The 12,009-nt window shown below is 41.4% G+C and carries 14 protein-coding genes; 7 read left to right on the top strand and 7 right to left on the bottom strand.

Features of this window, described 5'->3' with window-relative positions:
• The first annotated feature begins 2 nt into the window (after positions 1 to 2).
• Together F3G91_RS04825 and F3G91_RS04820 are read left to right on the top strand one after the other, a co-directional pair.
• Positions 3 to 1,010, top strand: coding sequence for a FecCD family ABC transporter permease (locus F3G91_RS04825; RefSeq protein WP_021086405.1), 1,008 nt, complete (start codon positions 3 to 5; stop codon positions 1,008 to 1,010).
• Entirely contained in the window at positions 1,010 to 1,783 is a 774-nt protein-coding gene (locus F3G91_RS04820) for an ABC transporter ATP-binding protein (RefSeq protein ID WP_021089682.1), read from the top strand. The genes F3G91_RS04825 and F3G91_RS04820 overlap by 1 nt, the downstream gene beginning before the upstream one ends.
• Before the next feature lie 42 nt (positions 1,784 to 1,825).
• Here F3G91_RS04820 and F3G91_RS04815 read toward each other — a convergent pair whose 3' ends face one another.
• A complete protein-coding gene (locus F3G91_RS04815) occupies positions 1,826 to 2,566 on the bottom strand; it encodes a YaaW family protein (protein ID WP_149700860.1) in 741 nt (246 codons plus the stop codon).
• Positions 2,567 to 2,725: 159 nt separating this feature from the next.
• Here F3G91_RS04815 and F3G91_RS04810 point away from each other — a divergent pair, with 159 nt between their 5' ends.
• Positions 2,726 to 2,932, top strand: coding sequence for a transcriptional regulator (locus F3G91_RS04810; RefSeq protein WP_103558592.1), 207 nt, complete (start codon positions 2,726 to 2,728; stop codon positions 2,930 to 2,932).
• A 3-nt stretch (positions 2,933 to 2,935) separates the two neighbouring features.
• Here the strand turns inward: F3G91_RS04810 and recG are convergent, their stop codons facing one another.
• Genes recG through F3G91_RS04795 form a run of 3 tightly spaced genes read right to left on the bottom strand, consistent with a single transcriptional unit; the run spans position 2,936 to position 7,016 of the window.
• Positions 2,936 to 4,750, bottom strand: a complete 1,815-nt coding sequence (gene recG, locus F3G91_RS04805) for an ATP-dependent DNA helicase RecG (protein ID WP_149700859.1) — start codon at positions 4,748 to 4,750, stop codon at positions 2,936 to 2,938.
• Positions 4,740 to 5,969 (bottom strand): M16 family metallopeptidase, encoded by a 1,230-nt coding sequence (locus F3G91_RS04800; RefSeq protein ID WP_149700858.1) that lies wholly within the window; start codon positions 5,967 to 5,969, stop codon positions 4,740 to 4,742. The genes recG and F3G91_RS04800 overlap by 11 nt, the downstream gene beginning before the upstream one ends.
• Positions 5,970 to 7,016 (bottom strand): dehypoxanthine futalosine cyclase, encoded by a 1,047-nt coding sequence (locus tag F3G91_RS04795; RefSeq protein WP_149700857.1) that lies wholly within the window; start codon positions 7,014 to 7,016, stop codon positions 5,970 to 5,972.
• Between the two features lie 132 nt (positions 7,017 to 7,148).
• Here F3G91_RS04795 and F3G91_RS04790 point away from each other — a divergent pair, with 132 nt between their 5' ends.
• Entirely contained in the window at positions 7,149 to 7,361 is a 213-nt protein-coding gene (locus F3G91_RS04790; RefSeq protein ID WP_021092949.1) for a hypothetical protein, read from the top strand.
• 20 nt (positions 7,362 to 7,381) lie between these two features.
• Here the strand turns inward: F3G91_RS04790 and F3G91_RS04785 are convergent, their stop codons facing one another.
• Together F3G91_RS04785 and F3G91_RS04780 are read right to left on the bottom strand one after the other, a co-directional pair.
• Positions 7,382 to 7,774 (bottom strand): NfeD family protein, encoded by a 393-nt coding sequence (locus F3G91_RS04785; RefSeq protein WP_103576761.1) that lies wholly within the window; start codon positions 7,772 to 7,774, stop codon positions 7,382 to 7,384.
• A complete protein-coding gene (locus F3G91_RS04780) occupies positions 7,771 to 8,685 on the bottom strand; it encodes an SPFH domain-containing protein (RefSeq protein WP_009294606.1) in 915 nt (304 codons plus the stop codon). The genes F3G91_RS04785 and F3G91_RS04780 overlap by 4 nt, the downstream gene beginning before the upstream one ends.
• Positions 8,686 to 8,765: 80 nt before the next feature.
• Between F3G91_RS04780 and F3G91_RS04775 the strand changes: the two genes are divergently transcribed.
• From F3G91_RS04775 to F3G91_RS04765, 3 genes are read left to right on the top strand one after another with little or no spacing between them, the layout of a single operon-like run.
• The gene (locus tag F3G91_RS04775; RefSeq protein ID WP_149700856.1) at positions 8,766 to 9,194 is read left to right on the top strand and encodes a copper resistance protein NlpE; all 429 of its coding nucleotides are present in this window, start codon (positions 8,766 to 8,768) and stop codon (positions 9,192 to 9,194) included.
• 48 nt (positions 9,195 to 9,242) lie between these two features.
• The gene (locus F3G91_RS04770; protein WP_149700855.1) at positions 9,243 to 10,448 is read left to right on the top strand and encodes a copper resistance protein NlpE; all 1,206 of its coding nucleotides are present in this window, start codon (positions 9,243 to 9,245) and stop codon (positions 10,446 to 10,448) included.
• Between the two features lies 1 nt (position 10,449).
• A complete protein-coding gene (locus tag F3G91_RS04765; RefSeq protein WP_149700854.1) occupies positions 10,450 to 11,646 on the top strand; it encodes an MFS transporter in 1,197 nt (398 codons plus the stop codon).
• Between the two features lie 40 nt (positions 11,647 to 11,686).
• On the opposite strand, the gene F3G91_RS10710 is transcribed toward F3G91_RS04765, so the two are convergent.
• A complete protein-coding gene (locus F3G91_RS10710; protein ID WP_374220069.1) occupies positions 11,687 to 11,995 on the bottom strand; it encodes a CZB domain-containing protein in 309 nt (102 codons plus the stop codon).
• Between the last annotated feature and the right edge of the window lie 14 nt (positions 11,996 to 12,009).

Genomic DNA, 12,009 nt, shown 5'->3' with positions numbered 1-12,009 from the left:
ATATGAAAAACGCAAATTTTTCAATAGTTGTTATCTTTTTAGCTCTACTAACGCTTCTTTGCGCCTTTGTCGCACTGGGCGTTGGTAGATTTTACATACCATTTAACGACGTCTTTAGCGTGCTAGCTCACAGCTTTGGTTTTGGAGATGGCGCAGCTAGCAACATCACAAACGTGATAGAAAATTTACGTATCCCACGTATCATCGCAGCTATCCTTGTTGGAGCTGCTCTTAGCGTGAGTGGTGCAGCCTATCAAGGCGTCTTTAAAAACCAGCTAGTTAGCCCTGATCTTCTTGGCGTCTCGGCTGGTGCTTGCGTGGGAGCTGCAACTGCCATTATCTTTGATCTATCGCTATTTTGGGTGCAGGCTTTTGCCTTTGGCTTTGGCCTAGCAGCCGTTGCTATCACGCTAGCCATACCAAAGATGATGGGTCGCACGAGCACGCTTATGCTAGTTCTTTCTGGTATCATCGTGAGCGGCCTCATGGGCTCAGTGATCGGCTTTTTAAAGTATGTCGCCGACCCTGAGACAAAGCTGCCTGACATTGTTTATTGGCAGCTTGGTAGCCTTGCAAAGCTCGATAGTGACAACTTAAAATACATAGCTCCTGTGATGATCATCTGCGCCATTTTACTAATCGCCATGAGCTGGCGTATAAATTTGCTCTCTCTTGGCGACGAAAGTGCGGCAAGACTAGGCGTAAATGTGGCTTTTGAGCGCGCTGTCATCATCATCTGCGCTACGCTTCTTACAGCATGCAGCGTCTGCATAAGCGGCATAGTCGCTTGGGTGGGACTTCTCATGCCTCACTTAGCGCGTATGTTAGTTGGCGCAAATAACATAAAAAGCATGCCTGCAAGCATATTTATGGGTGCGATATTTTTGCTATTTGTCGATACTCTAGCGCGCAGCATAAGCGTGAGCGAAGTGCCTCTTGGCGTACTTACTGGCTTTATCGGCACGGTATTTTTCGTCTGGGTTTTATGGCGAAATAAAAAGGTTGCATGATGCTTGAAGTTAGAAATTTAAACTTTAGCTACCCAAATGGGGCTGGCAAACTAGAAAATGTAAATTTAAAGATAGGCGCTGGGGAAATTTTAACCATACTTGGTCGAAATGGAGCTGGCAAATCAACAACTCTTGGGCTAATAAGCGGCTCGCTAAAGCCAGTTTCAGGAGAGATCTTTCTTGATGGCAAAAACGTAGATAGCCTAAGCAACAAAGAGCGCGCTAAGATCATGGCGTACGTGGCTCAAAGCGAGGTTACTGAGTATGACTACACAGGGCTTGAGTTTATCACGATGGGACGCGCGGCGCACCTTGGTATCTTTGCAAGACCTAGCCAAGAAGACGAAGAGATCGCTAGAATTTACACCAAAAAGCTTGAGATCGAGTATCTTGAAGATCGTTTCATCACGCAGATGAGTGGCGGTCAAAAGCAGATGTGTATGATCGCTCGTGCGATGGCGGCGCAGCCAAAGATGATCATATTTGACGAGCCAACGAGCGCGCTTGACTTTGGCAACCAGTATAAATTTTTACGCACCGTCAAGTGGCTAAAAGAGCTTGGCTACTCAGTCGTGCTAACCACTCACAACCCTGACTTTGCCGTGCTTCTTGGCGGATATGTCGCTCTTGTAAAAGGTGATGGCGAGGTTGGATTTGGCACGGTTGATGAGATCATTAGAAGCGAAAATTTAAGCAAGCTTTACGGACTAAATTTAAACGTGAGCTACATTGACGAAGTAAAAAGAAACTGCTGCCTCACTTATCCACTATAAATTTAAGCTCTCAAAAGATAAATTCTTTTGAGAGCTTTTGGATTAGTTGTTTTCTGAATTATTTTGTTTATTTATCAAGTATTGTCTCAAGAAAGCCACTTGAATTACTGCTGGTATAGTAACCCTATAAGCAGGACCTGCTACGTCAACTAACGTCCAAAGACCTGTTATAACCCAACCTATTGGACCAGCAAAAGCTCCTATTGTTCTTACAAGGGACGCATTTACTGCAAGACTAAGACCTCTGCCTAATAACATTTTAGCAATAGTATTTGCAATAATGAGAGCAATTTTATACATAGCAAAACCACTCACCAAAATGCTTGCCTGCATAGCAGCCGTTATCGCCTGCGGTTTAAAATCGGTAGTATTTAAGCCAAATTCATTTGCTACTTGTTTCAGCTCCTCTTCATTCATTTTCTCCAAGCTATCAGATAGAATTTTCATAAACATATTTTGTTCTATCATTTGTGTGTTTTGAGCCTTAGAGTAATTAACTTTAAGCTTATCGCAAACATCGCATAAAATTTCTTTGTATTGTACGCCACCGCTTCTAAATACATTCACAAAGCTATTACCACCAAAACATTGAAGTTCGCCCATAATAAGCTCTATATATTCTTTGTGGTCTGGATAAAATCTTTTAAACAAGTCATTGCTTGTAAGATCTTGCGTAATCCTTTCATCACCTTCTTTGCCTTTTATAATATCAACGAGATCATTTAGTTCGTTGCTATCAAGCTGCCTTAAAAACTCCAAATCTGAATCAAATTTGTAAGCCATTTCTACTCCTTTAAAGATAATTCAAAAATACTATATAAATAAACCTTAATAAAATTTAAATTTAGGTAATTATTTCTTAAATAATAATATATATAAGAAATAATTACTTAGTTGATAAGTAAGTGCATTTTAAAAAGAATTCCCATAAAAAGGCAAAAAATGGGAAATAATCTATCAAAAAGAGATATTGCAGGAATTTTAAAAATTGATACAAAAACTCTTTATAATTGGAGAAAAAATAAGCCAGAGCTTTATCGTCTGATCATGCTTGGTTTTAAATTTGATGAACTTTTAAAGCAAAGTGAGAAAAATTTAAATGAGTTAAAAGAGTTAGCAGAAGAAAATCAAAATTTTAGACTAAAATAGCCACTAAACGTTATTTTTAATTTCCGCCACTCTCGCCTTTGCAGCCTGCGTGATATCATCCTCGTAGTCATAGAAGTTAAAGGTCGCTCCGTGCTGAAAAAAGCCGTTTAGTATATCGCCGCTTTGGCGGTTTTTCAGATCAAGCTCGGCCACCTTAAAGCCGTCATTTGTCGCACAAAATTCTTTTAGCCTTGCTGGCGCCTCTTTTAGCTTGGTAAATAAAAAGCAGTACCCATCGCCACCATTTCGCCCCACCCTGCCTCGCAGCTGATGAAGCGTGGCAAGCCCTAGCCGCTCAGCGCCTACGATCACTATCGTATTTAGCCTTGGCAGCGAAATACCAACCTCAACAACCGTCGTCGAGAGCAAAATTTCACCCTCTTCTCTAAAACGCCTTAAAATTTCTTCTTTCTCTTTATCCTTGCCGTGCGTGACGAAGACATTTTTGAAATTCTTTAGCCAAAAGCCCTGCGCCTCGCTTAGACTTTGATAGCTTGAGCTCTCGCTGCTCTCGACTAACGGATAGATGATGGCTACTTGAAAGCCGCCCGCAAGCTGCTTTTTGATGTGAGTTAGCAAAAAGCCAAACTCGCTAGCGCCTAAAATTTGGCTCATTATATTTTTCTTAAACGGCATCTGCTTTAAAAAGCTAAAATTTACGATCTCAGACTGAATTAAACTTAGCGTCCTAGGTATTGGCGTAGCTGAAAACTGCACGAAATTTGCTCGCTCGTCCTCGTTTGAGGCAAGCTCCTCTATCTTTTTGCGCTGGTTTGAGCCAAAGCGGTGCTGCTCATCGACCATGACAAGCGGCGAGTTTGGCAGCTCGTGAAAGAGCAGCGCATGCGTGCCAACGATCAAATTTGCCCCGCTAAAGTCTATCTTTTTCTCCCCGCTTCGCACCAGCATCACGTTCATAAAAGGCGGCAGCAGCCTCTTTGCTTCATTATAAATTTGCTCGCTTAAGATGCTTGTTGGCGCCATCAAAATGGCACTTTGCGGATAGACGCTAAGAGCAGCTGCTAGGATAACTAACGTCTTTCCGCTTCCCACGTCGCCCATTATGACGCGCCTTTTTGCCTGCGTGGCAGCAAGGTCGTCTCTGATGTCATTTATGGCATTTATCTGATCATTTGTCGGCGTAAATGGCAGGCTCTTAAGCCAAGAGCTTATGTCAAAAAGCTTGATTTTTGGACTTTTAAAGTAGGTTTTTTTCGCACTTAGCTTTTTTATGTAGTTAAAAATTTCTACAAATTTTAAAATTTCTAAGCCCTCGCCCTCGTTTTTTAGGCGGTATAAAATTTGCACGCTTTGCTCATCTAGCCTTTGCAGATCAGCTAGAAATTTAGCCTCTTTTTCATTTAAGCCCTCGGACATTAAATTTTGTAAATTTAGATATTTTAAGATGAGTTTTTTTAGCTCTTCGTCTTTTAGCTCGGTCTTAAATTTAGGCACGATCTGGCCTATTTTTGTGGTAATTTTAGGATTAACGATCTGCCACGAGCCAAAGGCGTAGGAGCAAAGCCCATATATCGCCATCTCTTTGCCGACCTTAAAAGCGCCGTAATGCCAAGACTTTGCGTTAAAAATGACGATCTTTACGCTACTTTGCCACTGCTCGCAAAAGGCAAGTGCTGTCAGCATACCAGGGCGCGAGGCGAGCGAAGTGATCTTTACATTTATGCAGACCTGCCCTTCTCTTGGGCTCTTAGCGATCGTCGTATCCTCAAAGCCCTTTGGTAGCACAAGAGCAAGGTCGAGCAGGCTAAGCACGCCTATTTTTAGAAGTTTTGCTCTGTCGCTTGCTTCAAATTTCATTTTTTAAAACGCAAAAACTTAGCTCGTTTATCTCTGCGTGGGCTTTTATGAAGCTATTTAGTTCGCTTAGTGAAAGGGCTGAAATTTTATCCAAGTCCTTTAAAAATGCCCCGAGCTCGCCATGCTCATAAAACTCGCCTTGCGCGATATCAAGGCGCTTAAACAGCGTCTCAAGCCTAAGTGGCAACGAACCAAGTAAAAATTTCTTCGCCTGCTCAAGCTCGGCCTTGCTAACGCCTTTTTTGCTAAATTTTAAAATTTCCTCTTTTATAACAGCGATCGCCTCGTCTTTTTTCTCATTTTTTGTCTGCATGTAGCCGTAAAGCTGGCTGTAAGAGAGATTTAGCAAATTTCTAGCGTAGGCGCTGTATGCAAGGCCTCTTTTCACGCGGATCTCCTCCATGAGCCTCGAGCCAAAGCCACCCTCGCCTAAAATAAATGTCGCCACTGCCGCCTTGTATTTCTCTTCAGGTTTTACATTAAACGGCGCGCCAAAGTAGATGTAGGCTTGCTCGCTTTGCCTGATGATCTCGCTGCTTTCGCACTTGTTACTTGGGCTAAAGCGCTCTAGCTTTCGCACCTTGCCAGGTTTTAGGATTTCTAAAACGCTAGCCAGCTCTTTTGTCTGCTTCTCGTCGATGTCGCCACCAAGCACGCAAAGCAAATTTGAAAGGTCTAAATGCTCGTTTAAAAATTTGCTCACATCTTCAAGCGTGATCGCTTTTATGCTCTTTTTAGTGCCGATACTAGGCTCTGAAAGCACGCTTTTTGGATACAAAAGCTCAAAAAGCCCCTGTCTTGCTACGTAGTCAAAGTCGTTTTCATTTGCTGCGATCTCGCCAAGTGTGACGGTTTTGCACCTATTTAGAATTTCTTCTGTCAAATTTGGAGCGCTTATAAGCTCTTTTAGCTTGCCACACGCAAAGACAAAGTGCTCTTTTAGGCAGTTTAGATCGATGCAAAATGTCTCAAAGCCGCAGCTTGCATTTAGGCTAATCGCTCTTACTTCAAGCTCTTTGGCAAATTTAGCCGAGCCTAGCTTCATATCGCCCTCGTTTAGTAAATTTGCACTTAGTCTTGCAAGGCCTGCTAGTTTGCCATTTTGCGAGCTACCAGCTGCTTTGAAAACTAGTTTTAGGCTCACTACTGGCATCGCTTTTGAGCTTTCAAAAACGACTGGAATTTTTACATTTTTTACATTGATATCTAAAATTTTCATCTAAAATTTCTCCAAAATATCATAGTTTGTGTTGCGTTTGGCTGGAATTTCTCCGACATCTTTTATAAGCTCGATCATCTGGTCTTGATTCATCCTAAAGCTAGCCCCTGCGGCCTTTACGACGTTTTCTTCCATCATCGTGCTACCAAGGTCGTTTGCACCAAAAAGAAGCGCTAGCTGGCCTACGTAGCTGCCCTGCGTGACCCAGCTGCTTTGGATATTTTTAAAGTTATCCAAAAAGAGCCTTGAGACGGCAAGTAGTCTTAGATAGACGTTTGAGCTTTGCTTTTTTATCTCAGGGAATTCTTGTATGAGCTTTGTATTTAGTCCTTGAAAGCTCCAAAGTATAAAGGCCCTAAATCCAGCCGTTTCATCTTGTAAATTTCTGATATGCTCCCAGTGCTCGACGATCTCGCAAGTGCTCTCAACCGTGCCAAACATCATCGTAGCAGTCGTTTTTATGCCAAGCTCGTGCGCCTCTTTGTGTATGCGAAGCCAGTCTGCGGTGTCGCACTTTTTAGGGGCGATGATATCACGCACTCTATCACTTAATATCTCCGCTCCAGCCCCTGGCATCGAGTATAGACCCTTTTCGTTTAGGCGCCTTAAGACCTCTTTTGTAGAAATTTTTGAAATTCTTGCGATGTAGTCGATCTCAACGGCTGAGAAGCCATGTATCGTGATGCTTGGATAGTGCTTGCTGATGTAGCTTACAAGCTCCTCGTACCACTCGATCTTTAGCTTTGGATGAACGCCACCTTGAAATAAAATTTGCGTACCGCCAATGGCGATAAGCTCCTCGATCTTCTTGCCGATCTCCTCAAAACTTAGCACGTAAGCGTCCTCTTCTTTTGCGTGGCGGTAAAATGCGCAAAATTTACAATCCACCCAGCAGACATTTGTATAGTTGATGTTGCGATCTACAATGAAGGTCGTAATGCCTTCTGGATGAAGCTCTTTTTTTCTAGCTAGCGCCATCTTGCCAAGCTCGTGAAGCGGTGCATTTTCTATAAGATCGATGGCTTCATTTACACTAAGTCTTTTCAAATTTAACCTTTTATTTTGCTTATTTTTGGGCGAGAGTTTAGCCAAAAATGCTTTTAAATATGATAAATCAGGCGTTATGAAAAATTAATTTTTAAAGGCTAAAATGTGAGAAATTCTTTAAAGGAGCGAGTTATGAAAAAGATGATATTTGCCGTTATCTGCGGTCTATTTTTAGTTGGTTGTGCCAAAAACGAGCCAAAGCCAGCTGGGCCTCAAGGTGCAAGTTGTGGATGTGCTCATCATCAAAAAATGATGCAAGAAAATATGCCAAGCTGCCCACATCACGGCATGCAAGGTGCGATGCATGAGCAAATGCCAGCAGGCTGCCCAGCCCACGCAAAATAGATAAAGTGCCAAATGGCACTTTATTTTAATATAACCTTATCTCCCTTGGTACCTAAAACCTGCACTTTCTCGCCGTTTTTTAGCGCTCCGTCATACTTCCAAAGAGTGCCTTTAAAATAGACCATATTTTCTCTGATCTCGCCAACTCCTGGCTCATCTAAAAACTCTTCGTTAAAGCTCTCTTTTTTAGCCATAAATTTACTCTTTAACGGCGCCTTTAATAGCGCAAGCAAGATAAAGGCAAGCACTAAGACAGCTAAAATTTGAAAGCTCCACTCAAAATTAAAGCCAAAATTTACCGCTCCAACGATGATAAAAGCTAAGCCAAAAAATAGCAGATAAAATGAAAATAGCATAAGCTCAGCCGCGCACAAGAGCGCGCCGATGGCTATCATTATAAAAGGACTTATCACGCCTTATCCTTAGCTAAGAAATTTTTTAAAACGCTAAGCGAGCCAATTAGCTCAGTCGCCTCGTAAGGGACTAAAATTTTATCTTTTGAGCTATTCTTAGCTAGCTCGCTAAATGCCCCAACCCTGTCACGAGCAAGCAAAAATTCAGCCGCATTTGCGTTTTTGCTCATGCTATCATTTATCATATCCATAGCCTCTTTTTGAGCCGTTGCGATGGCGATTTGCTCGTATTTTTTCGCATCAGCCATACGCTCGATCGCCTCTGCTTGAAGCACTTTTTCTTGTTTTAGCGCCTCTGCGTTGCGGATGAGTGCCTCTTTTTCAGCCAAGGCCTTTAGCTCGATCGCACGCTTTTCACGCTCGGCTTTCATCTGCATATTCATCGCCTCTTCGATGCCAAGTGGGACAGAAATTTCAGAAATTTCAACCCTCATGATCTTTACGCCCCAGTTGCCAGCTGCATCGCCAAGAGCCACTTGAAGTGCGGCATTTAGGCGGTCACGTGAGCTTAGCGTATCATCAAGGTTCATCGCTCCTATCTCGCCACGAAGCGTTGTCATGGCTAAATTTGCAATGGCGCGCTTGTAGTTATCAACATTATAAACCGCCATTTTTGCGTCAAATACCTTTAAAAAGACGATGCCATCGACGCTAATATTAACATTATCTTTTGTGATGACTTGCTGTTTTGTGATATCAACGAGTTGCTCTTTTATAGTTATGATCGCCCTTATCTGATCGACAAATGGGATTATGATGTGAAATCCCCCGTCAAGCACCTTGTGAAATTTACCAAGTCGCTCGATCAGCAAGTTATCTGCTTGCGATACGATCTTGATGCCAGCTTTTAAAAACAAAAATGCAAAAATAACCAAAACAACGACTAAAACGCCAAATGTCTCAACTTGCATCTTCTCTCCTTTAATTTATAATTTGTTATTTTCTTAAGTATTATAATACATTTTAAATTTTATTTTCAAAAAGGATCAGCATGAAAAATTTTATCTTTGCACTAAGTGCGGCTCTACTTTTAGCAGGTTGCGCTACGTCAAACCAAAGCGCGAGCGTCCCACAAGGCAAATGTGAAGTAAAAGGTAGCTGCATGGCTCCAGTAAGCAGCATCGAAGGCACTTACAAGGCGTTTTTACCTTGCGCTAGCTGCATGGGCATAGACTCAACCCTCACACTAAAAAAAGACGGCACATTTGAAAGTGTGATGAACTATAAGTCAAAAGACAACTACAAAGCCGTTAGCAAAGGCAAATACTCGCTCAAAAATGGCGTTATCACAACCGTTGATGAGTATAAAGAGAAGAGCTTTTATAAGATCGAGGGTGAGAGCCTAAAGATGCTTGACATGGATCAAAAAGAGGTCACTGGCGAGCTAAAAGATAAATACATCTTTAAACGCGTAAAATAAATTTTAAAGGCAAAATGATATAATTTTGCAATTTTTAAGGAGTTGCAAATGAAATATCTTTTTGCCATACTTATCTCATTTTTCATCATTGGCTGCGCAAAAAATGAAAATTTAAAGCCACAAAATCAAGAACAAACACAAAAATCAAAAGAAGAAAAACCCCTAGTCAGAGACGAAAAACCCAAAAAACCAGAAAAACTAATACTTTCAAACTCTATCTACACGAGCTACTACACGACCTTGCCATGCTCAAACTGCGAGGGCGTGAAGACCATCCTAACTCTAAATAAAGACAAAACCTACACAAAAACTATGCTTACGATGGATAAGGCTGCTACTTTGGTAGAAAAAGGTGGCACATTTGATGTCGATGAGAGCGCTATCGTGCTAAAAGATGAAAGTGGCGCGCTTAGCTACTTTGTGCCAAACAAAAACTCACTTCTTCAGCTTGATGATAAGAAAAATAAGCGAGTTGGCGTGCTAGCTCAAATTTATAACTACGAGCCGGTAAATAAGGCATACAAAGATAGTTTTTTTGCTAGATTTTCTAAATTTAAAGACAAAAATGGCTTTTTAGAGCTCGTGCTTGTGCCTAGCAAAAATGGCGCAAAGATAAGCTTTTACTCATCACTAAAAGATGGCTCGCCACTTTGCAAATTTAACTCAGAGCTGCTTTATGACAAGGGCATTTTTTACCTTTTGGATGAAAAAGGCGTGGCTCTAAGCGTGCATAAAACCGCTAACGACATCTTCATAATCGCAAACGATAAAATTTGTAAAAATGCTCACATAAGCGGACACTACAAAAGAGAAAAAGGCAGGTCTAGCCTCTTTGGCAAGGGCTTTTTTGCAAAACTTACAAACGAGTCAGCAAATGCTGATGTGATGAAATTTTATGGCGCAAAAAACATAAAAAGAGACAATACTAAAAAAGAAAATAGCTACATCGTCACAAGCAAAAACGAGAGAATTTTTGAATACACCTTGCTAAATGGCATCATCACAAGCATCGAAATTTACTCAAACGAGTTTAAAACTCCAGAAAACATCAGCCTAAAATCAAATTTCAAAGATATAAAAAACGCCCTTGTTATCTCTAAATTTCAAAGCGACGCAAACAATATCTATCTAAAAATAGACAGCCACGACATGCTCATAAAGCTTAAAAATCCGCTCGCACAAGAGATAACGAACTTAAACCAGATCCCAGACGAGGCGCAAATAGAGCAGATAACTCTCATGTGGAACCAGTAGTTTGAAAGAGTATCTTAAGCTTTTAAAGGACGAGAGAAATTTCCGCCTTTTAAGCACCATCCAGCTCATGTGCTACTTTGGTGTGTGGTTCTCGCACACTGGCATCTTTACGCTACTTATCTCGCTTGATGCTCCTGTGTGGGCGCTTACATTAAGTGCGGCGATGGCGTTTATCCCAGGCGTTGTCATCGCTCCGTTTAGTGGCATTTTGGTTGATAAATTTAGCCCAAAACCTATGCTTGTTATCATGATGGCGGTTGAGACCATAAGCGTTTTTATGCTGCTTTTTATAAATTCGCTTGATTATTTATGGCTACTTTTGCTTATCATTTTTATCAGAAACGGCGTTGGTGGGATGTATTTTCAAGTAGAGATGAGCGTGCTACCAAAAATTTTGAGCAAAGAGAGCCTAAAGCTTGCAAACGAGATCCACTCCATCATCTGGGCGGTCTCATACACCGCTGGCATGGGGCTTGCTGGCGTTTATATACACTTTTTTGGCATCAAAAGCGCCTTTTTGCTTGACGGAGCTCTTTATCTTTGCAGTTTTGGCTTTTTATATCTTTTAAAGCTAGACGAGCTAAAGCCAGAATTTATAGAAAAACCTCTAAAAATGCTCAAAAATGGGCTTAAATACCTAAAAGAAAATAGGCTCATCGTGCATCTTATATTTTTGCACGCCTTTGTTGGCATCACCGCTTATGACGCATTGATCGCGCTTCTAGCCGATTATAGATACGCAAATTTACTCTCAACTTCGCTAGTTATTGGCCTGCTAAACGCCTCAAGGTCGATCTCGCTTATGTTTGCACCGGCCTTGCTTAGTAAATTTATGAACAAAAAAACTCTCATCTACATCTACATCGGTCAAGGGCTTGGTATCATCATCTGGGCACTCTCTTTGCGAAATTTTTATCTCTCGCTAATTGGCATCATCTTTGCAGGATTTTGCACGTCAAGCCTTTGGAGCTACACCTACACACTACTTCAACAAAACTGCCAAAAAGAGTTTTACGGCAGAGTGATCGCGTATAATGATATGGTTTTTCTTGGATTTAGCGCGCTTATCTCATTTGCGATTGGCTTTTTATACGAGCTTGGACTAAGCGTGGAGATGATCGCAACCTTTATGGGAAGCCTCTTTTTCTTTGGAGCCTTTTACTACCACGTAGTTTCAAAAAGGTATGAGATAAGATAGTTGCGTCTAAATGGCTAGAAATCTAGCCATTTATATTTGCTTACTTTCTAGCAGCTTTTACCGCTTCAAGTAGCTCTTCAAAGCCTGCTTTACTTGAGTGCTCGACATCTTTTAGTATCTCGACACCTGCTAAATGCCCCTTATCTTTGTCAGCAAAAATCGCCATAGCCTTATCTAGTCCGTGATGGACATTTTCGTGGTGCGCAGCTATGCTTGAGAGAGTTCTTGGATCTTTTATGATGGTATTTTTCACATCTTTTTCATACCACTTGCCAAATCTACACTCATGCACACTTTGAATTTTATTTATCTCGCCAAGCAAAACGCCTCGGTAGCCATTTAGCTTCATGTTGATGTGATCTA

It is taken from the genome of Campylobacter concisus (genome assembly GCF_902460715.1).
GTDB lineage: Bacteria > Campylobacterota > Campylobacteria > Campylobacterales > Campylobacteraceae > Campylobacter_A > Campylobacter_A concisus_AK.
Note: the sequence above shows the minus strand (reverse complement) of the source record. Positions and strands in the feature narration are given on the sequence as shown.